The sequence below is a fragment of the Streptomyces natalensis ATCC 27448 genome (genome assembly GCF_000935125.1).
Classification (GTDB): Bacteria; Actinomycetota; Actinomycetes; order Streptomycetales; family Streptomycetaceae; genus Streptomyces; species Streptomyces natalensis.
In genome coordinates this window covers 1-21,056 of sequence record NZ_JRKI01000032.1, presented here as the reverse complement: position 1 = coordinate 21,056, position 21,056 = coordinate 1, and the positions used below count along the sequence as shown (strand labels likewise).

Genomic DNA, 21,056 nt, shown 5'->3' with positions numbered 1-21,056 from the left:
GTCTTCTTGCTGTGCGGGCACCCCCCATTGCCGCCGACTGTGTCGTCGCCGGCTACTTCCGGGCGCGGCAAGGTCCCGCGACCCCCTCGCCGCATAGACGTGACTCACGTCACGTATGAATCACGTACCATTCTCTTGTTTTGGTATGTGACACATACTAAAATGGTGGCATCACCAGATGGACGGCACGGAAGGGGTCGGCAATGAGCTTCGAGGCGATTCAGGGCGAACTCCGGGAGATCCGCCTGGAGATGTCGCCGGCTCGTCCCGCTCAGGCGCCGACCTGCCACCTGCCCGCGATGGACTGGGAAGAGCTGGCATACGCACTGCGTGCGCTGCGCTCCGACCTGGCCGGGCAGGAACTGGAGGACAGCGCCAACGACCTGTTCGGGGACCTGTTCCTGGCCGATGACGCAACGGACGTCGACATCTGGGCCGGCTGCGATGCCCTCCCGCTGGAGAGCGACGCTGACGCCGCGGTGCGCATCGAAGGCGAACGCATCCTCCGCATCGCACTGTGGGAGCAGGAGCGCGAGCAGGAGCAGGAGTCGGCCCGCGCTGCCTACTCTCAAGCCGAGTCGCGTTCGAGCTACCGGGCGCACTGCGAGGAGCAGTGGGAGCGCGCGGAGGACTGGTGCCGCGGGAACCTGCTGAACCGCAAGGCCGCGGCGAAGGGCATCAACCCGCGCGACCTGTTCAGCGGCCCGGCCACGATCGCCTACGCACGGGCGTCGGAGGACCTGATCCGCTTCTGGGCCGACGTTGAGCCGCGGATCACGTACGCGCAGTGGGACGAGATGCAGCGCGGGACCCGTACCGAGGCTGCCGACCGGGCACGGCAGACGGCGCACAACCTGCTGATCGCCGCCTGAGCATCCACCACCAGACACCACTACGAGAAGGGGACTGCCATGCACTACGCCACCACCAAGAGCAACGCGACGGAGCTGCACCGCCAGGACGCGGGCAAGGTCAACGGCTACTGCGGGAAGTTCGCGCCGAACCCGGTCGACCCGGAGTCCGCCTCCATGGGACTGGCGTCCCGGATCATGCGCACCTGCCGGAAGTGCGACGAGATCGCGGAGGACCGGCGGCGCGCCGAGTTGTCCTTGGCCGACGGGCTGTTCGTGACTGAGGTGGCCGCCTCTTCCGCTCCGGTCGTGACCACCGAGGAATCGCTGTTCGGCGCGGAAGAGCTGGCAGACCTGTACGTGGCGCCGAAGCGTCGCCAGCCGCGCCCCTCGGCCCCGCCGGAGGACGGCGGGCTGTTCGGCGACGCGGAGCTGGCAGCTGCTCAGGACGACGCGGAACCGACGGAGGGGGCAGCCGCGGTGGCTGCGGAGAGCGCGGCGCGGTACGGCGAGTACGCGCCTGCGTCGCTGGCGGAAGCGGACCCGTCGGAGGCGGATGCGCGGGACCGGGCGGCAGACGTCGCGGATCTCGCGGACATGGTGGCTGAAGCGGAGATTCGTGCGCGGGTGCAGGCAGAGATTGATCTTGAGGACGCGCGGAAGATTGTGCCGAAGCTGGGGTGGTCGCGGCTGATTCACGACGCGCTGCGGGCAGCGGCTACGGGCCGACTGATGCTCGGTGCCGATGGCGAGCCGCGGATCGTCGGAGCCAATGGCGGGCAGGGTCATAAGACGCGTACGGACCGCCTGCTGATGCTCGTCGGATCCGGGATGCTGAACCGTGCCCGTCGCGGGAACCCGTTGACGCCCACGGCGGATGGCGCACGCGCGCTGTACCTCGCAGACCTATGCCCGGATGACGTGCACGTCACCGACCGGGAGGCGTACACGGCCCGTCTGCGGACGGCCCGCAAAACCGGGGTAAGCGGCGAGGATGCCAAGAATGCTGCCCGCAGGTTGCCGCCGCTTCCCCATGGCATAGAGGAGCAGCATCGCGTGAAGGCAATGTTCGCGGACATGCGCCGCTCCGTTGAGCGTGTCGAAGAGATCCGTCGCCAAATCGATGAGCGTGCAGAGCAGACGCGGCGAGAGGAAGCGGAGCGTAAGCGAGCCCGGAGCGCATCCAAGGCTCCGGCCCGTGAGGGTGGCCGCCTCCGGCACGTGTTTTGCGGGCCGGATCCGCGGCTCGTCGCACAGTGGGAGGCGGAACGCGCCGAGGCGCCACGGCGACCGGCTGCGGAACCGGCCCGACCCTCACCTGCAGTGGCCACTCCGCCGGCCGCGCCGACGCCTGGCGCGCGGCCTCCCGCTGCTCCGCCTCGGCCATCCGCCGGCACACGCGCTCCAGCTGCTGGTGCGGTACGGCCTGGCTTCCGGCATCGGTCGACCGGTCATCCGCACACCGAGACGTCAGCCACCCGGGCGAGGCCGTCGCGCGAAGTTGATCATGGGCGCCATTGCCGATGCCCGATCGGGAGCACACGGGCGGTGGCGGATTCCGTGCCCCATCGGTCATGGCCGGTCCGCTGCATGACCGATGACCGATGGCCGATTTTCCGGCATCGGCCATCGGTCATGGCCGACGGTGGCCGGTCGGTCATGGCGGTGCGGTGTTTAGCTCACGGCGGGGTGACCGATGCGCTGCGCTGTGATGGCCGTGTCCGACGCGCAGCGAATAAGCCCTGCTCACCGCCGGGTATCCGGGGTGGGGTAAGCATTCGGGTATCCGCTGTGCGGCGTGGTGCCCGGGGTATCCGCGACGCAAGCACGACGACATCCCGGTCCCAGCGGTCGGTAGTCCGGTGACTCACCACCTGATCAAGCGCCCGGAGCAGCGGTACCAGTGCTCGCGGTGCCGGGCCGCCTTCCTGACGAGGGAGGGTGGCCGGGCCTCCCGGTTCGAGTGCCCCGGCGTTCCGCTGGCTCATGGGATCGAAGGGCGGCGCGAACACGTCATCTATCCCACGTGGTCGAAGGACCGGAGCTGTGCGTCGTGGGGGTGCCCGGACCCGGATCCCGCGCACCAGTGGCACGGGCCAGATCCGTTCTGCGATGAGCTGTCGTGCGGGCGGTGCATGCACGAGTGCGACTGCGACGTGTGCGAAGGGCGGGTGTGGGCGCCGGGGCTTTTCCGGTTGCTCGACAGCCGGGAAGTCTGAAGCGTGAGGGAGCCGGTGTGTCGCACCGGCCACGGCTGCCCTGATGCGGATGGCCGATGACCGATATACAAGCATCGGCCATCGGCCATCGGCCATCGGCCATCGGCCATCGGCCATCGGCCATCGGCCATCGGCCATCGGCCATGGCCGATGGCCAGTCAGCCGCGGCGGTGCCAATGGTGGCCGCTGGCCGGGCAGGGTGACTGATGACCGATGGCCGGGGTGGCCGAAATGCCACCAGCACGGCCGCTTCGACTCGTCCGGCGCCACCCCTTGGCGGCTCCCGCACCCGACCACGGCACGTCAAGAGCAGCGCCTACGACCTGCTGTCGGTCAGCTGGCTGGCAGTGTTCTCGATGCAGAGCAGAGCCCATTCGACTCCGGCCTGCCACCCCGGCTCCGCGCCGGCATACCGGCCTTCTGCATCGGCCCGGATGTTGGCGGCCAGGGTGCGCAGGTCCTTCTGCAAGCCGTGGCGCCGAGCCGCGTCCATGGCTTGGCGCATCTCATCAGTGATCTCAACGGGGTACTTCTCGCTCACCGCACCACCTTGGACGATGCCACCAGCGATGGCCATACCCCGAGGTCACGAAGCTGAGCACGCACGGCGGAAAGCTCTGGTCAGCCGGTGATCGCCCATGGCAGGCTCTGCCTCCCCGTAGGAACAGAAGGGCCGCGATGAGCGAGACGCCGGAGACCGAGCGCAACCTGTGCCCCGACTGCCTTGCCGGACCCGACCCGGCCAACACCCGCATCGGGGTCGGGCTTCCGATAGAGATCTGGCACGCGCCCGACTGCCCACAGTTCACCATCATGCAGATCAACTGGGAGGCAGGATCCCGGCAGATCAAGGAACAAGACGCCTGGGCCAAGGGCGTCTTCCCGGCCGCGCACGAAGCCCTCAAGCAGGCCGCCGCCGCGATGCCGCCGGGCACAGCCGCCCAGCCGTTCATCGACGCCCTGACCGAACTGGTCCAGGCGCAGGCCGACACCACCGGCTTCGTCGTCCTGCACCAGTGGGCGTCGATCCTGGACCGGCACTTCCCTCCACAACTCCCCGACACCGACCACACCACCGAGTAGGTCGACCACGGCCCCGGCCGACAGCACAGTTGTGTTCCGCCATGCCGTGTGACACTGCGCCGATGATCGAGATCGAGACCCCGCGCCTGGTCCTGCGCCGCTTCCGCATCCAGGACGCGGCTCCCATGGCGGCCTACCGCAACGACCCGGGCATAGCCCGCTACCAGGCATGGCCCTCGCCCCTGACCCCCGAAGGCGCCACCGACCAGGCCCGCGTCTACAGCGAGCAGGACCCCGAGCAGCCCGGCTGGTTCCAGTACGCCATCGAGCTCAAAGCCGACCGGAGCCTGGCCGGCGACCTCGGTGTGAACCTCCACGACAACCGCTTGCAGGCCGACTACACCCTCGCCCCGGCCCTGCACGGCCAGGGATACGCCACCGAAGCCGTCCACGCCGTGCTCGGCGACCTCTTCCGCCGGGGACTGCACCGGGTCTCCGCCGAATGCGACGCCCGCAACACGCGCTCGGCTCGCCTGCTGGGACGTGCCGGCTTCGATCTCGAAGGCCGGCGCCCCGAGTTCACCTTGAACATCAACACCGGCGAATGGACCGACACCCTCCTCTACGGCTTGCTGTCCGGCCGCTGGCATACGCTGGCAGCCGGCTCACAGCCGACGGCAGAGGCCACCGGAATCCAGCACCAGTAGCCGCGCCTCAGACACCTCTCGTCGGCTTCTGACGGGCGGCTTCGATCTTGGCGCGACAGGTAGCGCACAGCGGGTTCCCGCCCGCGCCGTACCTCTGGCAGCTCTGGTGGCACCGCGCGCACCTTCCTACATCCTTGAGTGCACAGCTGAGTGGCACGGGGCTCGGTGCGTTCGATGTGGGTGTGGTCATGGTGAAACCTTTCTCTCAACCTCATGACAATCCGGCGGGGCGCGGCGGCATTCCTCAGTCGACCTGGAGCTCACGATCGGGCCGGCACAGGACACAGGGCTGGACGCCGACGGCCAGCGCCTCGATCGCGTCCCTGCGGGAGATCTTCCGCATCCTGGCGCTGCGCATGGTGCACTGGCCGTGGTGCACGGCGACCGGCTGCGGATCCGCTCCGATGTCCATCTGCAGCGTCCACTCCGGCGGCACCGCCGGCCGCGCCGACGCCCGTCGGGTGGCCTCCCACCGCTCCACCTCTGCCATCCGACGGCGCACGCGCTCCAGCTCCAGCTGAAGGTACGTCGCGATTGCCTGGAGCCGGGGAAGATCGGGAGGTAGCGGAGGGGTATCGCTCACAAGTTCGATTCTAGGTCGGGTATGGCACTGCTCCCGCATACGGTTCGTTGTCCAGTGGCGCCGAACCTTGATCACGCTGGCCAGGAGCCCGAACCGTGTAGGCGCTCTAGATCTTCCCGAGCTGTCAGCTCAACGTTCTAGGCCGGCATCGACGATCTGGGGGGGATCGTGATCAACTTCCGAGTTGAGGCGATCGAGGTCTACGAGACGACGCGCAGCAGCGATACCCGGGGCATCAGATCTTCTAGAGTTCGGAATCGCTGAGGATGCTTCAGCGGGAACTCAGGGGTGTCTCTGTCGTTGGGCATCGAGATGGGCTCTGGCACGGCAAGCGTGAACCGGTGACTGACCGTGGCCATGTGGCGTTGTGATGGGTGTACGAGCTACCGGGGCTTGATCGCCTGTTCCCTCACCTGTCGGACGCGGCCATCGAAAGCGTTGCCCGGTTCGATGCTGCCGACGTCCCAGACACGGAGTAGGGCCACGGCCTCGGCGGTTCTCGGCGCCTCCCGCGTGGTCGCCCCGCTCGAAGGGAGCTTCCTGTGATTCCCGCCCCGGATCACCGTCGGCTACACCCACAAGGGTGGACTTGCCCGACAGCTGGAACCAGCCGCGCCCACTCGTGTCCGCGGAGACCAGACTGATCACACAAAGTGGTCCAGGGCTCGGAGGGAGACGACAATGAGCGGTGGCCTTTTCGGCGGGCCGGAGGACATGGCAGGCCAGGCACGGGATGCGGTGTTCCAGGCAGCGGGCGGTACACCGGGAGTGAGAGAGGACGGGCCTCGAAACACGGCCGAGACTGTCCGGGACACGCTCTACCAGGCCGCTGGCGGCCGTCTCGACGACGAACCGCTGATCGCCCAGGCCAAGGTCATCATGGCGGACATGCTGGAGTGCGAAGCCCAGGCCCTGCGCCCCGAGGCCGACCTCGCCACCGATCTGGGCGCCGACGAGATGACCCTGATCAACCTGGCGGCAGTGCTGGAGATGGAGCTCGACATCGACGAGCTCTACGAGGACGTCCACGGCTGGAAGACCGTCGACGACGTCCTCGACAGCGTCCACGAGCAGACAGCCTGACCGCCCCACGCCCGCCGTTTCGAGAACCGGAGATCCGATGCCCAGAGCGACGAAGACTGCCGAAAGTAAGCGCACCAGGCGTAGTAAGGCCGAGGATGGAGACCGGGCCCACCGCTCTCGCCGGAAGAAGGACGCCAACGCCCCCCAGCGTCCCCTGTCTGCCTACATGTTCTACTCCCAGGACAACCGCGAGCGTGTGAAGAAGGAGAACCCGGACGTCTCATTCGGCGAGATCGGGAAGATCCTCGGGAGGGAGTGGTCCGAGCTGTCCGAGCCGGACAAGGCGCCCTATATGAAAAAGGCGGAGCGCGACAAGAGGCGGTACGAGGCGGAAAAAGCGCACTACGACGCGAGGGAGGGGGACGAGTGACGTGCACCCGGGGTCGGCCTCTCCCGTAAACGGTCGAGCGCGCCGCTCGGGCTACGACACTTCCGGTCACCTGCCAATGGCACGGCAGGCGTGAACCGATGGCTGACCGTGGCCGCGCTACGTGGCGTACAGGACTCGGCAGCGGAGGAGGTCCAGCTTCGCGCGGCCGTACATCTGGCGCTTCAGCATCTTGATGCGGTTCACCGTTCCCTCCGTCGGCCCGTTGCTCCACGACAGCGTCAGACCTGCGGTGACTGCCGGGAGGTCGCGTTCGAGACTGTTCGCGAAGCCGTGGAAAGCGGGGAGATCGTTAGCCCGGACGTGCTGGAGCCACTGCGGCAGCAGGGCGCCGCCCAGGGTCTGGATCATCTCGGCGAATGCCCTTACATGTCCGTGGGCGGCCTGGAGTTCCGGGCACCGGGCGAGGATGTTCTTCAGTTGCACCGTGGCGGCGGATCCGAGATGGCTGGGGTCAGACATGATCCATCCGGCGACACGACGGGGCTTGGGCGGCACCGGGGTCGTAGTCGGTGGATCTTCCAGGGCGCGGAGCTGCTGGACGTACCGGCTCACCGTGCGCGAACTGCCCCGCCACCCCAGGTTGTGCAGCTCGTTGTGCAGGGTGGTGGCATTGGTGCAGCCCTCGTTCCACCGATGGTGCAGGTAAGGCTTGAAGCGGTCGAGCGAGCTACCGCGGTTCACCGTCCTGAGCAACGCGTCGGCGGTCGTGGCATGCGCGAAGCGTTGGACAGTGCGGAAGCAGAGCCCCAGTTCCCGGCTCATGGCGTTGAGGGAGTAGCCCTTGGCCACGAGTTCCTGGACGGCCGCGTAACGCTCGCAGGTCCGCTGGGAGAGGCGACTCTCCGATACGGCTTCCTGTACCGACGTTCCGCCGGGGAGCGGATGCTCCGCTGTTGCGGTCATTGCACCGCGTTCACCGGGGGTGCCCGTGGTCTGTGCTTCGGGCGTTTCATCAGGGGGTTCGTGCAGGCAGTCGAGGTGTACCACGACGGTCTTCTCCACGGCCTCGCCGAGGTTCTTCCACAGGTGCCACCGGTCCGCAATCTCGGTGGCCTCGGGAGCGCCGAGCCGACAGCCGTCCGCGTACGCGCCAGCACGGTCCCGGCAGATGATCCGGATGCCGGGGTGGGCCTGTAACCAGGTGGCGACGGTCTCCGCGTCGCGCTCCGCGAACACGTCGATGGGACGGTGCGTCTCCATGTTGATCACCACGGTGCCGTACACGGCGCCCTTGCGTAGAGCGAAGTCGTCGATGCCCACGACCTTTGGGATCACGGGCCGGTCGTCGGGGATGGCTCGGACCAGACGAAGCAGTGTCATACGGCTCACCGTGATCGACAGCTTCTCCGCCAACCTGGCGCCAGCTCGCCCCGCCAGCGCCAGACCTATCGAGGTCAATTCCTGACAGAGCCGGATGCTGCGACGCCGACGACGCCCGACCAGACTCTCCACCTGCTCGACGAACGTCCGGCGCGGACACGCATCGTTGTGGCAAAAGAAGCGGCGCACGCACAAGCTGATCCGCGTGGGCTGACCGCTGACTGGCACATCAGCGACTTGACGCTCGTACCGACTGTGGACCGATGCCGAGCAGGCCCGGCAATCCGGGCATCGTGCCTTCGGCGCGCGGGGCTGGGCGCGGATGTGCACTTCTGCGCCGTCCCCCTCGATGCTGTTGATGATCACGTCCGACAGGTGGGGCAACAGGTGGCCAGGCTCCGGTAACTCGTACACCCATCACAACGCCACATGGCCACAGTCAGTCACCGGTTCACGCTTGCCGTGCCAGAGCCTCGAGATGCCCGCGGGTTTGGACACGAGATGTCACCGGACTGGCCATGGCGGGTGTCAGTACGGCAGTGACATCGTAGAGGTGCCGTCCGGTGGGGGCTCGGGAAGCAACGGCAGGCTGTAGGCGACGTTGTCGTGGAGCTGGTCGACAATGTCGCCGCGCGTGACCATCTCGGCGGCGGCGAAGTCTTCGAGGGCCTGGCGCTGGGCGGCGTCGTCCGGGTGGATGCCGCCGTCGCCCCATACGCGCAGGAGGGCCTCGGCTTCGATGAGCTGGATGGGCCCGCGTACCGAGGGGGTTGGGGTTCATGCGGCCGGCGATGGCGTCGGTCTGGTCGGGCCGGCCGGAGCGCATCGCGAAGGTCCGCTGCGTGTCGGCCATACCTCCGGTGTACGCCATCGCGGCGCAGCCGCATGTCCGGTAGCCGCGCCCAGTACGACAGACTTCCCGCCGTGTCTGGCCGCCCTCGCCGGTCTGGCCCCCGGCAACCACCTCGGCCCGGACCGGGCCACGCTCGACATCGCCTGACGGCCTCGGCCTCACCGCCGCGCGCCACGGCGCCGTTCGCTCGTATGGGCGGCGCCGTCGCGTATCCGAGTGGCGGGCTCGGCGGACGGGAAGTGTGCAAGGTGAGCGCCACGTGTCCCTGCGGCGCGCTGCCCTGCTTCCTTTCCCCGCCGCACGGACGCGGCAGGCGCCCCCACCGAGGAGGCCACATGCCCGAAGTCACCTCCGCCTATCAGCCCGGGACCCCCTGCTGGGTCGATCTCGCGGCCCCGGACCAGCAAGCCGCCATCGACTTCTACTCCAGCGTCTTCGGGTGGACCGGGGAGATCGGGCCGCCCGAGACCGGCGGCTATGCCGTGTGCGAGCTGAACGGCAAGCCGGTGGCCGGCATCATGGCCGCGATGACAATGGACGGCCAGCCCCCGCCGCCCACCGTATGGACCACGTATCTGGCGGCGGCCGACGCGGACGCCACCGCCCAGGCCGTGAGCAGCGCCGGCGGCACGATCCAGATGCCGGTCGTGGACATGATGACGCTCGGCCGGATGTGTATCGCCGCCGACCCGGCGGGCGCCGTGTTCGGTATCTGGCAGGCGGTGGACTTCCCCGGCGCCGGCATCGTCAACGAGCACGGCGCGCTGATCTGGAACGAGCTCAACACCACCGACCGCTCCGCTGCCGCTGCCTTCTACCAGGCATCCTTCGGCATCGAGAGCGCCGCCATGGAGATGGCGGGCGCCGAGAACTATTTTGCGCTCAAGGTAGGCGACCGCCCGGTGGGCGGTATGCAGCCGATGCCCGAGCAGATGCCGCCCGACACGCCCTCGCACTGGCTGACGTACTTCTCAGTGCCGGACACCGACGCGACCGTCGAAAAGGTGACCGCGGCCGGCGGCGCGGCACTTCAGGAGCCCATCGACATGGTGGCCGGACGGATGGCCATGGTGACCGATCCGCAGGGCGCCACCTTCGCCGTGATCAGCCCGAAGTCGATGGACCTGGGGTGACACCGTTTGCTGCTGTCGCGCGCAGGATGCCTGCGGGCGAGGACGTCGGGTCCGGTGTCGGTCGCTCCTCCGGACCCGGCACCGTGCGGACCGAACGGAGGTCCTGAACGACGGCCAGTCCCAAGCCGCACCTCCCCCACTTCAGCGCGGCCGAACAACGACGCCCCACGGCGAAGGCTGTCGGTCTCACACGGAAGCTTCCGCCGCGCCGTCAGCGCAAGGTCGTCGCTGCGCTCGTTGTCCTCGTCGGCCGGTGGCGGATCGAACTGGCAGAAGACATTGGCCCAGCATGGCTGCGGAGCCGCGAAGCGCTCACGAAGGGGGAGGACCCGCGCTGGCCCCGACGTCCGGGCTCATGGATGAGCAGAAGCTGGACTTCGTCATGGCCAATCACCAGGCGCGGGCCATCAAGGCGGGCGATGAGGATGAGGGAGTGCTCGGGAAGATGCGCACGGCGCAGCTCCCGGATGCCGAGCATCCGATGGCGCTCGCGGCCGTCGACCGGCTCCTGACCGTTGTTGGCGGTGCGCACCGGCTCGGTCAGACGTGGTGGCGGAAGGCTCACGCACGAGATCCCGGGGCCATCGCGGCCCCGGGATCTCGCACACTCCAGCTCAGCGCCGGACCGTCAGGCCCAGTCGATGCCCAGCTTCCGCAGCGAGTCCAGCTGCTCCGCGCTGAGCTTGTCGCGCCGGGCCTTGGTGTTCGAGACCCACACGCCCAACTTCACGGCCACCGGCTCCGCCTCGCCGCCGACCGCAATTTCCTCGCTGTGGCCGCGCGGCACCGCCCGGTCCGCGCCTTCCCGCGCCACCCACTGCGCGAGGGCCACCAGGCCGCGCTGGAACGCCTGCTGTGCCTTGCTCGGGCCCTTCGTCGCACGGGGCGCCGACGGGGCAGGAGACGGGGCCGCAGGGGCCTTGATGCCGAGCGCGGTCAGCCGCTCCCGCTGCTCGGGGAGGAGCTGCGCCCAGGTGCCCGGTTCCTGCTGCCGCCACCGCCACTTGCCCACGTCGTCGCCGTCGAAGACGACGCCCGGCGCGATGTAGGGCAGAACGCCGTCGGCGTCGACCAGGTCGGCGAGCACCCGGTAGTGGCGCTGCCAGTCCAGCGGCCAGGGGCAGTCCCAGTCCGGTTCGATCTCCGTCAGTTGCGCCGCGCGCACGGCGGCCCGCTCCGGGTCCTTGCCCAGGCCATTCTTCGCGCCCTTCCTGCGGAGGTTGGCCATGTGCTGCCCTACGGGCACCATCGCCTCGCCCTCACCCCACACCGCGTCCTGACGCGGCGCGAGGTGCCCGGTGGCCCGCCGGTAGGACCGGAGCGCGGCGAGCTTGGCCTCCCACGCTTCCTCGCCCGGTTCCCAGACCATCCCGGCCTCCGGCGCGTTCAGGAGGACCTTGCGCCGGTTCTCCAGCTCCCCGGCCCGCAGCGCCTTGCGCTGCTGGTGCACCCACCGCCCGAGAGGGAAGTCCTTCGTGACGCCGACCTCGGTCTCCACTCGTACGGGACGGCGTAGACGCCGGTGATCTCGTTTTCCGCCCGCCAGCGCAGCAGGGCCTGGTAGCCCTCCAGCCATACCAGCGACTCCGGCCGGTAGACCCGGGTGCGCAGGAACGCCGCGATCGTGGCTGCGTCGCGCGGAGAGGAGAAGTGGAGCAGAGCCGCTTCGGCGGCGGCCTGTGTGTCGTCCTGCTCCTGGTCCTCGCCGTCGACCTCGCCGCCAGCCTCGATGATCTGCCCGTCCTCGTCACGACGGACGTGGACCTTGCGCTTGCCGCTGGTGAGCGTGCGGGAGGCGAGCTGCTCGACCAGGCGCTCGTCATGTGAGCGAAGCCCTTGGAGCACGGCCACGAGCGGCTTGAAGCTGGCGGAGGCGACCATGTCTGTCGGGTCCTCGCCTGGCTCCAGGAACACCGGAACGATGATCCTGGCCACCTTCGTGCTGCCGTCCTTGTTGAGCCGGAGTGCCCGGCCGATGTTCTGCACGATCTCCACCTGCGAGCCGCGGGTGTCGGCGAAGCACACCGCCTCCACGCCCCGCTCGCCGGTGATGTCCACGCCCTCCCCGAGCACCCGCACCGAGGCGAGGAAGGCGCGGTGCACCCGGCGCCCTGCCGCATCGATGCCGTTGGCGAACTGGCGCAATACCTCCCGGCGTTCGGCCACCAGGTGGTCGCCGCACAGCCACGCCGACCACACCCGGTCCGGCGGGACGTGACGGCCGGCCTCGAGTTCGTAGAACTCCGCGTCGATCGACGACTTCGGCAACCGGTCCGCGGCGGCCAGGTCCTCGTCTGAGGCGTCGTTGACGTACAGCTCGGCCGCGGTCTCCCGCAGCTTCTCCGCGAACGCAGCGGCCTCCTCCACCTTCTGGTGGAACGTCATGACGGTACGCAGGTTGTACGCCGCCGCGTGCTCCAGGAGCGCGGTCTGCAGGAGCGCCAGGCGCCGCCCGCGCCGGGCCTCTTCGGACTCCCCGAAAACGGGGGAGGGGTCGCGGATCTCCAGGACGTCGATCTCGAACCCGGCGAGGATCTCGCGCTCGATCGCCTCCGAGAGTCCGAGCTCTGCGAGCCACGCGCCGTACGTGCCCGCCGGGTCGTCGGCCATGGTCGCGATCTCCGCCTCCTGGCCGTCCGCGCCCTTCTGGGGCCGGGCCGCGGCGAGGATGCGCGGGGTCGCGGTCAGGTAGAGCCGGAAGTCCGCCGGGATGCGGGCGTTGTCGTGGATCGCCGCCCACGGCCGCCCAAGATCACCGGCGGTGCCGTGGGCCTCATCCACGATCGCGAGGTCAAAGCCGGTCATGCGCTGGCCGTACAGCCGGTCTCCGCCTGCCAGGGCAGCCTCCAGCGGCCCGCGAACCTTGCGCTGGCCCTCGGGTGCGTCGATGTCCTCGCGGTCCACCAGGGAGGCGTACGTGGCGAACACGACGACCGGCCCGGACCCAGCCCACAGGGCGAGCTGGATCGGGTTGGTGGTGGTCCGCACTCCCAACGAGTTGAGGACCGCGTCGTTCTCCAGCGAGCACACCGCGACCATCTGAAGAATCCGGAGATGGTTGCCACTTGGGCAGCGTTCTGACCAGCGGCGATTGTGGGAACCTATGGATTTTTTGATGTGCTGTCATGCGTGGTCTGGGCTGCATGTTTTGTCGGGTGCTGGTTGTAGATATGGCTGTGACCTGGAGTTATTGATGTAGGTCTGGAAAGTAGTGGAGATCGTGGGATTCGTATTGCTCCAGCGGTGTCGTGGCTGGCGGGATGGAGTCTGAGGTACTGGTCTCTGGCCGGATGAGGTTGCCAGCGGGGTGGGTGGCTGGGCAGATGGGTCTTGTCGTGGTCCAGAACGGCATCAGGGTGCAGATCGCGGTCGCCGACGGCCAGGACGTCGAAGGTGGCGACGTGTACGTCGAAGTCGGCGCCGGGCCGCGGGCCCCGAATCGCGCCGAGAGGCAGTGGCTGGCCTTTGGGCTGGGGTTTGCGCGTAGTGAGGGTCCTGGTTGACCGAATTGATCGCTACTTAACGTGGATTAATCATCTACGGTGGGTGACGATCTTTCGGTTGTCTTTGCTGTGAGGAGGAGCTGATGGTCACGTCGCAGGAGAGGGTCCTTGACGATGGCGTCTATCTGATCAGGAACGCCATGTCGGGCCTGTATCTGACGGTGCAGGGCGCCAGTAAGTCGGATTCGGCCCGGGTGGTGCTGGAGCCACTGCACGGGGGCAAAGTCGCCAAGGAGAAATTCGCCAGCCAGGTGTGGGCAACCCGGGGGCGCGCCCTTCATGGCGAGAATGGGAGGCCGGTCACAAAAGCGAACTCGACCGAAAATGTGTGGGTGACGTCGCTGACGAACAAGCACAGCGGCCTCGACTTGCATGTCGCTGCTCACAGCACGTCCGAATCCGCGCATGTCGAGCAACTCGGGTCTACCGGCAACGGCAGGCCCTGGAACAGCGCCGGCTGGCGGGTGTTCGACCAGGGGGCGGGGGCATGCGTCATCTCCAACGTGAACAGCGGCATGACGCTGACGTCCGTCCGTAGCAAGGGCTCCGGAGCCTATGTCGTGCAGTACCGGGACGAGTACGGGCTCCCGCGGGGCTGGCAGTTGTGGTTCCTGGAGTGCTTCGGCGACCGCGCTGCCTCCTACGACGGTGCCGGGGACTCGATGCTGGGCCTGTGGCGCGACTCCGCGTACACGCTGGCCGGGGGCGTCATCGATCCGGACACGGACAAGGGCACCGGCGGACTGGGCGGCGTCTTCGGCAAGGCCCGTGACGCCGTCTATCAGGTGGCCGGCGGTGAGGTCGACAAGGGCGGGCGGCGCAAGACCTTCGACCAGCCCGGCACCTATGGCTTCATCGTGCCCGACAAGATCACCCGCGTGACCGTCTCGGCATGGGGCGCGGGCCAGGGCGGCGGCGGCGGCGCGGGCGGCGCGGGCGGCGGCGGGGGCGGGTGCGGCGGCGACGGCTACGGGGGCGGGGACGCCTTCGGGCACGGGGAAGGAGGTAAGGCGTATGACGGAGAACGCGGTGGCCACGGTGGAGGGGGCGCCGGTGGCGGCGGCGGCGCGGGCGGCGCCTGCGGTTCCTACGCTCACTGCGTCCTGGAGGTGACTCCTGGTGAAATGCTGTCCGTGACCGTGGGCGCGGGCGGTTCGCCCGGGGCCAAGGCCCCCGGCGGGGCAGGGGGTTCAGGCGGCGCAAGCGGGAACCACGGGTCCGGCGGGAAACAAGGGCAGCACGGGAACGCACCGGGGGATGGCGGAAGCTCGTTGCTGGCCACGCCGGGACGCAAACCGGAGGATGTGCTGGTGGTCAAGGCTGGCGGAGGTGCCGCAGCGGACTTCACCGTCCCCTCCACCACCTATGGCTTCGGTGGCGGTGCATGGGCCGGCAGTGACAGCAGCATCGGTGACGGCGGTGCGGCGGGCAACCCGGCAGGGGAGGGCGGACAGCCAGGCAGCCCCCCGCTGGACGCTGCTTTGCCCGAGGCGGCGGCCGACAGCAGGACCAGCGCGCCCCGGGCGGGCTCCGCCGGGCAGCCCGGTGCGGTCGGCGATTCTGGCGACGATATTTCCCAAATTTCCCCGAAGGTGCGGGGGTACGGTCACGGCGGAGCGGGTGGGGCTGGTGGCGCCGGAGCTCCCGCCGCCACCGATCCTCAGTTTGAGGGCAAGCCCGGGTACGGAGCGGGCGGGGCCGGAGGCCGTGGCGGTATCGGAGGCGACGGCGGAGGCGGCGGCAACGGAGGTTCGGTGGAGGACCGCACCAGCGGGGACACACTCAACCTTGGCACACTCTACGGAGGCAACGGAGGCGACGGCAGTGCGGCAGGCGACGGTGAGCCAGGCAGCCCGGGCCAGGCGGGCGCCGTGCTTGTCCAGTGGTAGCCCTGAGCCTGGCCACTGCTGACGGATGAGCGTGGTGGCTCCGGCTGTCCTCCGCTTCACGGCAAACGGCCCCGCCGTCACCGAAGAATGGGCTGCCGAGGCCACCGCGCGCCGCACCTGGCGTGACTGGATCGGTCTCTACGGAAGCGACGAGAACGTGCTCGTCCGCCTCATCGAGGACACCGGCGACCGCGAGCGCGCGTGACAAATCTGTTGTCGATCACTAGATGGGCGAAGTGCTGACCTGGGGATTTAGTGATCGTTTGAGGATTTCGGTTGTGGTGTGGTCTGGCGTCGAGCTGGGGTTTTCGTGGGGCTGCGGAAGTTGCAGCGGTCTGAATTGCGAGTTCAGTGATCGTCTCGGAATGTAGTGATCGGTGCGGGATTTCGCTTCGCAGTGTCGGGTACGGGCGTAGCTCGGCGCATGCCTCGGGTGGGATGTGAGGAGGGCGCCCGCATCCGGGCGCCCTTCGTCGTGTCGGGTCGGTTCAGATGACTCCGAGGCTGGTCAAAACCTCCACCCGCTCCGCCGGCAAGGACGCCTGCCGGGAACGCTGGTTGGAGATCCACGCGCCGAGCTTCACGGCGTGGGGCTCGCCCTCGTGCACCACCACTTCCACGTGCCCACGCGGCACTCCGGTCAGCGTGCCTTCCCGCGCGAGGTAGGCCCGCGCCGCCGCCAGGCTGCGCTCCCACGCCGCCGCCCGGCCACCCCCGGCGGCCGAGGCCGGCCTCGGCGCCTTGGCCAGTGGCTCCACCCCCAACTCCGCCAGGCGTTTGCGCTGCCCGTCCATCAGCGCCTGCCACACGTCGTGTTTGCGCTGCCGTGCCAGCCAGCGGCCGATGTCCATCCCGTGGACCGTGACCCCCGGCTCTACGTAGGCCAGGGCGCTGTGGCTCTCCTCGGCGAGCATCTCCCGCACGGCCGCGTAGTGCCGCTGCCATTCCGCCGGCCACGCTGGGTTCCAGTCCTCATCGACCTCGCGCAGGGCCTTGTGAATGTGTGTTGCTGTGGCAGTGGGTTGATCGGCAGCGGGTTCTGGCGTGATGGATGGTCTGCTGACCGGCATGTTCAGTGGTGGGAACTGCTGGATCTCGGCTGTCACGGAGTGGCCAATTCGCTGTCGTGGCACGCGAGTTCGGCCTAGCACACCGGGTCTGTGGCTGTCATGGGGATGCCCATTCCTGTGTTCTCGGTCAGGGCGGCGGGTGTGTGCTGGAGGGCATGACTGCTGATCCGTCATCTTCACCGTGGTCGCTGCCGGTGGTGGCCGAGAACTCGGCTACGACTTCTCGGGCGTGGGACCGGGCGATGGCTCGGCAGGTGGTGGTGCGTCGCCTGCTCGCACTCGATGAGGTGGGGACGCTGCAGACGGTGCATGTCCGGATCGCCGCATCGACGGCAGGGGTCAACGTACGGACGGTGTGGCGTTGGCTGGCTGTGGCGAAGGAGACGGGCCGGATCGAGCCTGCCGCACGACGTGGGGTGTTCACGTTGACGGACGTGTTGTGGGCCCAGCTGGGGGAGCTGGGCGGGAACGTGAAGGCCTTGCATCGCTGGATGGCCGAGCACGCCGATGACGTGCTTCCCGCTCTGGACCGGGACCGACTGCCGTCGTTGTCGACGCTGCACCACGCGGTGACCCGGGAACGACGTGCAGGGCGTGTCCTTGACCTTCCCCGTCCTGGCTACGCCCGGATGGATCCAGACCGCTATGACCGGGCGTTGGCCGAGCTGGCGTTGCCGGGCACCATCGACGAGTCCGGCCAGGCTCAGCCCGCGGTCGCCGACCCAGCCCCGAAGGACGGCGCCGATCGTGCTGATACGCCCAGCACGTCTCCGTTCACCGAGGGCGTGCGTCTGTACGTGCCCAGCGCGCATGTCGTGGCGACGAGGCAGGTAGGGGAGGTGACCGAAGCGATCGCACACACGACAGCTGCCCGTGGCGTCCTGTGCGTGTACGGGGATCCCGGGCATGGCAAAACGGTCGCGGTCCACCAGGCGCTGCGCCTGCTCCCACGCCGTGACCCGGTACGCCACGCGGTGCTGTCGGTGAAGCCGGCTCTGCCGCAGCTTCGGGCCGCGCTGCTCACCGCGTTCGGCCTGCCCGCCATGTCGTTGACGAACCGCACGGACACGGCAGACCGTGCCCTGATCGATGCCTTGAAGACGCCGGGTGTCCTGGTCATCGACGACGTGCAGCGCATCGCCGCGCCCGAGCTGGACTACCTGCGCCTGCTCATCGACGCCCCTACCACCGAGACGACGATGGTCTTGTGCGGCACGGGCGCCGAGCGGACCCTCGCGCGTGCTCCCGCGCTGGCCTCCCGGGTGCTGACCTGGCAGCAGACGCCACGTCTGGACACCGAGCAAATCCCCACCGTGCTGCGTCTGTTCCACCCGCTGTGGGACACCGCGGCCGAAGCCGACTTGCTGCACGCTGATGCCACGTGCGCGAAGGGGAACTTCCGTACCTGGGCGAAGATCACCTCCCACGCGTACGCAGCCCTCGCCTGCAGCCCCGAGAGCGCGGTTGACCGGGCTCTACTGTCGCGTGCCTGTTCCCGCCTCGGCCCCACCCCCTGACCAGCCACACCCCACCCAGGCCGAAGGACCTCCCTTGACCGCGTCCACCTCCGACCACAGCGCCCCTGAGCCACCACGACCCGAACCCGTCCTGGACGCCGCGTCGTTGACCGCACTGCGCGCCCCGGCCGTACGCCGTCTGCTCGCGCTGCGTGCCCAGCGTCGGCTCACCCGCGCTCACGTGCACACCACCGCCCAGTGCCTGAACGTCTCGGACCGCACTGTGTGGCGATGGCTGGCGGATGCGACCGCCACACCGCAGAGCGCCGCGCATCCCGGAGTGCGCCGTACTGAGAGGTTCGAGATCACCGCCGAGATCCGGGTGCTGTTGGCGTACTGGCACGGTAACGCCTCTGCGGTTCACCGTGAACTTGTCGCCCGAGCCCAGGCAGCCGCCGATACCGAGCCGTCCGAGGAGACCGACACCTCGACGAACATCGACCCCGGCTCGCGGCCCGCCGCCTCCGTTCCGGGCGGCGCCCCACCCGCATCTGTGCCGCTGCTGGACCCCGTACCGTCGCTGCCGACGTTCCTGCGCGCTCTGCGCCGGGACACCACACCAGGGGAGCGGGCCAGCTACCGAGGCGGCCCCGACGCCGCCCGCGCCCTGGACGTATTCGCCAAACGCCCCCGGACCTGGCGTAACCACGTCTGGGAGGCCGATCACGTCCAGGCCCCGCTGCGCGTCGACGCGGACGGCGACCTCGTCCCTCCCTACGTCACGTGGTTCATCGACTGTGCGACCAAGGCCATCACCGGCCTCGCCGTCACCCCCGGCCCTCCCACCCGCGCCTCAGTCCTGGCCGCTCTGCGTTCCGCGGTCCTGCGCTGCGAGCCCTACGGGCCTTTCGGCGGGCTGCCCGAGCAGGTGCGGTTCGACAGGGGCAAGGACTTCCTCTCGCGCACTGTGTCCGCCGCGCTGACCGCGCTGGATGCAGACCTCACCGTCCTGCCGCCCTACAGCCCCCACCTGAAGGGCACGGTGGAGAACCTCAACCTCAACGCCTCCCGCATGCTCTTTGCTGCCCTGCCCGGCTACACCCCCAAGAAGAAGAAACCCGACCGCCGCCCCGACCGGCGCCCGGATGGGCCACCGATGTCGTTCGAGGAGTTCACCGAGCAGCTGCTGGCCTGGGTGACGTGGTGGAACACCGAACACCACCCCGACGCCCTGAACGGCACCACCCCGCTTCAGGCCTGGCAGGCCGACCCGACCCCGCTCAACGACATCCCCGCCCAGGACGTGTGGTCGTTCACGCTCGAGGACGATGGCCGCCTGCGCGCCATCACCAGCCACGGCGTGCGCTTCCGCAACCGCGACTACACGCCGACTGGATGACCGGACAGGCCGGCCGTGACGTGACCGTGCGCTTCATGCCCCACCACGACCATGAGATCGAGGTCTGCGACCCAAGCGGCCGTCACCTGGGCACCGCGCACCTGGCCGACGCCGCCACCCCCGAACAGCTGTCCGCGCTGCGCCAGGCCCGCTCCCGGCGGGCCCGCCGCTTGCGGGCCGAGGTCAAGGCGGCCGAGAAGCTGCGCCGCGACCGGTTCGCTCCCGCCACCGTCCCCCAGAAGGCTCGCCGACTCGACGCGCTCACAAGCTCACAGGCCGACCACGAACTCACCGGGGACGCAGCCAGGGATCTGTCCGAGCTGGCGCTGCCCGATCTGATCCCACCCGCCGCGCCGCCCGCGCACTGGCACACTCCGCCGGCCCTGGCCGCACCCCAGCCCCCCACCTCCTGCGATGAGCCCGCAACCGAACCGCCCGCGCAGCCCAGCCACTCCGATAAGAGGAAGCCGTGACCGTCACCGCATACCAGTACGTGGATCTGCCGGATGCGCAGGTCGTCACTACCCGGGCCCTGCTCACCGCCCGGGACAACATCGGCGACACCGTCGAGGCGCGCGCCATGATGTGCATCCACGGCGGCGCCGGCTTCGGCAAGACCGTCGCCGTCAACTTCTACCTCCACGAACTCGAACCGCACGAGGACGTCCGCCGCGTCACCTTCCGCGCCCGCCCCACGGCCCGCGCGGTCCGCTACGAACTCTTCGCCGCACTCGACCTGCCCGGCCACCCGCCGCGCCACCCCAGCGAATTCGACTGCCTGCTGAAAAACGCCCTGGCGGAACGCCCCCGCACCCTCCTCGTCGACGAGGCTCAATGGCTCAACGGCGAAGCGTTCGAATACTTCCGCTACCTGTGGGACGAACCCTCAACCCAGCTCGCGATCATCTTCGTCGGCGGCGAAGGCTGCCACACCGTGCTGCGCCGCGAACCGATGCTGTCCTCCCGCATCTTCATCTGGCAGCACTTCACCCGCCTTGCCGAGGACGAAGTGCGGCAGGTTATCCCGTTGTTCCACCCCGTCTGGGCCGACGCCGATCCCGACGACATCGACTTCGCCAACCGCCACGCCGCCCACGGAAACTTCCGGGCCTGGGCCCAGCTGACCGCCCATGCCCGTATCGGCCTGGAGCGCACCGGCCGCACCCGCGTCGACCGGGAACTTCTGCGCTGGGTCTTCAGCCGCCTGGGGTAACCACCATGGCCCTTCGCTCGGCCGGGCCGCCGCACCGCCACCCAACACCCTGTCGCCCCCCGTCCTGTTCCTTCAAAGGAAGGCCGCCCGTTGCGCCGCACGCCGAAATCTGGCTGCTTTCGAACAAGGCGCAGACCGAGCCTGCACGGATGTGGCGCGAGGCGCTCCCCGGCCTCCTGTCCTCCCGCCCACCGCTATGCCGCCGCTGCCGCGCCCGGCCGGTGCCCGGCCGCCCCCACGTCCCGGGGCCTCGGCCGCCCTGGGCTTGGTGCTGGGTCCCGCTTCCGCCCCGCCTTCCGCCGTTCCGCCCCTCATTGCCCCGCCACCTTCCGATTCCCGTGTTTCGTACCGCCCCTCGTGTG

At 69.1% G+C, this 21,056-nt stretch carries 16 protein-coding genes and 2 pseudogenes; 12 read left to right on the top strand and 6 right to left on the bottom strand.

Annotation, left to right across the window (positions count from 1 at the left end):
* The first annotated feature begins 203 nt into the window (after positions 1–203).
* Both SNA_RS24170 and SNA_RS42720 read left to right on the top strand, forming a co-directional pair.
* The gene (locus tag SNA_RS24170; protein WP_030065814.1) at positions 204–872 is read left to right on the top strand and encodes a hypothetical protein; all 669 of its coding nucleotides are present in this window, start codon (positions 204–206) and stop codon (positions 870–872) included.
* A gap of 39 nt (positions 873–911) precedes the next feature.
* On the top strand, positions 912–2,717 hold the full coding sequence (locus tag SNA_RS42720) for a hypothetical protein (protein WP_157880067.1): 1,806 nt from the start codon (positions 912–914) through the stop codon (positions 2,715–2,717).
* Positions 2,718–3,386: 669 nt separating this feature from the next.
* Here the strand turns inward: SNA_RS42720 and SNA_RS24150 are convergent.
* Positions 3,387–3,611: a hypothetical protein gene (locus tag SNA_RS24150; protein WP_030065810.1), complete on the bottom strand. Its 225-nt coding sequence runs from the start codon at positions 3,609–3,611 to the stop codon at positions 3,387–3,389.
* A 137-nt stretch (positions 3,612–3,748) separates the two neighbouring features.
* Here SNA_RS24150 and SNA_RS43390 point away from each other — a divergent pair, with 137 nt between their 5' ends.
* Entirely contained in the window at positions 3,749–4,153 is a 405-nt protein-coding gene (locus tag SNA_RS43390; RefSeq protein WP_030065809.1) for a hypothetical protein, read from the top strand.
* A gap of 62 nt (positions 4,154–4,215) precedes the next feature.
* The gene (locus SNA_RS24140; RefSeq protein WP_044366792.1) at positions 4,216–4,800 is read left to right on the top strand and encodes a GNAT family N-acetyltransferase; all 585 of its coding nucleotides are present in this window, start codon (positions 4,216–4,218) and stop codon (positions 4,798–4,800) included.
* A gap of 244 nt (positions 4,801–5,044) precedes the next feature.
* Here the strand turns inward: SNA_RS24140 and SNA_RS24135 are convergent, their stop codons facing one another.
* Positions 5,045–5,383, bottom strand: a complete 339-nt coding sequence (locus SNA_RS24135; RefSeq protein ID WP_030065807.1) for a DUF6233 domain-containing protein — start codon at positions 5,381–5,383, stop codon at positions 5,045–5,047.
* A gap of 681 nt (positions 5,384–6,064) precedes the next feature.
* Between SNA_RS24135 and SNA_RS24130 the strand changes: the two genes are divergently transcribed.
* Both SNA_RS24130 and SNA_RS44800 read left to right on the top strand, forming a co-directional pair.
* On the top strand, positions 6,065–6,466 hold the full coding sequence (locus tag SNA_RS24130) for an acyl carrier protein (RefSeq protein ID WP_030065806.1): 402 nt from the start codon (positions 6,065–6,067) through the stop codon (positions 6,464–6,466).
* A 37-nt stretch (positions 6,467–6,503) separates the two neighbouring features.
* Positions 6,504–6,836 (top strand): non-histone chromosomal protein 6, encoded by a 333-nt coding sequence (locus tag SNA_RS44800; protein WP_078970156.1) that lies wholly within the window; start codon positions 6,504–6,506, stop codon positions 6,834–6,836.
* A gap of 117 nt (positions 6,837–6,953) precedes the next feature.
* Here SNA_RS44800 and SNA_RS24120 read toward each other — a convergent pair whose 3' ends face one another.
* On the bottom strand, positions 6,954–8,543 hold the full coding sequence (locus SNA_RS24120) for an ISL3 family transposase (RefSeq protein WP_198535126.1): 1,590 nt from the start codon (positions 8,541–8,543) through the stop codon (positions 6,954–6,956).
* 822 nt (positions 8,544–9,365) lie between these two features.
* Between SNA_RS24120 and SNA_RS24110 the strand changes: the two genes are divergently transcribed.
* A complete protein-coding gene (locus tag SNA_RS24110) occupies positions 9,366–10,163 on the top strand; it encodes a VOC family protein (protein ID WP_044366788.1) in 798 nt (265 codons plus the stop codon).
* Positions 10,164–10,374: 211 nt separating this feature from the next.
* Here the strand turns inward: SNA_RS24110 and SNA_RS42710 are convergent, their stop codons facing one another.
* Both SNA_RS42710 and SNA_RS24100 read right to left on the bottom strand, forming a co-directional pair.
* Positions 10,375–10,728, bottom strand: a complete 354-nt coding sequence (locus tag SNA_RS42710; protein ID WP_157880066.1) for a hypothetical protein — start codon at positions 10,726–10,728, stop codon at positions 10,375–10,377.
* Positions 10,729–10,791: 63 nt separating this feature from the next.
* Positions 10,792–13,202 (bottom strand): annotated as a pseudogene (locus tag SNA_RS24100) (helicase associated domain-containing protein); the annotation flags it as partial.
* A 796-nt stretch (positions 13,203–13,998) separates the two neighbouring features.
* Between SNA_RS24100 and SNA_RS43385 the strand changes: the two are divergent.
* Positions 13,999–15,555 (top strand): RICIN domain-containing protein, encoded by a 1,557-nt coding sequence (locus tag SNA_RS43385; RefSeq protein ID WP_198535125.1) that lies wholly within the window; start codon positions 13,999–14,001, stop codon positions 15,553–15,555.
* A 34-nt stretch (positions 15,556–15,589) separates the two neighbouring features.
* Positions 15,590–15,760: a hypothetical protein gene (locus tag SNA_RS24090; protein WP_241779809.1), complete on the top strand. Its 171-nt coding sequence runs from the start codon at positions 15,590–15,592 to the stop codon at positions 15,758–15,760.
* A gap of 283 nt (positions 15,761–16,043) precedes the next feature.
* On the opposite strand, the gene SNA_RS44795 is transcribed toward SNA_RS24090, so the two are convergent.
* Positions 16,044–16,661 (bottom strand): helicase associated domain-containing protein, encoded by a 618-nt coding sequence (locus SNA_RS44795; protein ID WP_157880065.1) that lies wholly within the window; start codon positions 16,659–16,661, stop codon positions 16,044–16,046.
* A gap of 119 nt (positions 16,662–16,780) precedes the next feature.
* Here SNA_RS44795 and SNA_RS24080 point away from each other — a divergent pair, with 119 nt between their 5' ends.
* The 3 genes and pseudogenes from SNA_RS24080 to SNA_RS24070 all read left to right on the top strand — a co-directional run bounded on the left by SNA_RS24080 (position 16,781) and on the right by SNA_RS24070 (position 20,694).
* Positions 16,781–18,142, top strand: coding sequence for an AAA family ATPase (locus SNA_RS24080; RefSeq protein WP_078970155.1), 1,362 nt, complete (start codon positions 16,781–16,783; stop codon positions 18,140–18,142).
* A gap of 139 nt (positions 18,143–18,281) precedes the next feature.
* A pseudogene (locus SNA_RS38535) lies at positions 18,282–19,954 on the top strand (transposase).
* On the top strand, positions 19,951–20,694 hold the full coding sequence (locus SNA_RS24070) for an AAA family ATPase (RefSeq protein ID WP_030073884.1): 744 nt from the start codon (positions 19,951–19,953) through the stop codon (positions 20,692–20,694). The pseudogene SNA_RS38535 and the gene SNA_RS24070 overlap by 4 nt, the downstream one beginning before the upstream one ends.
* Positions 20,695–21,056: the final 362 nt, after the last annotated feature.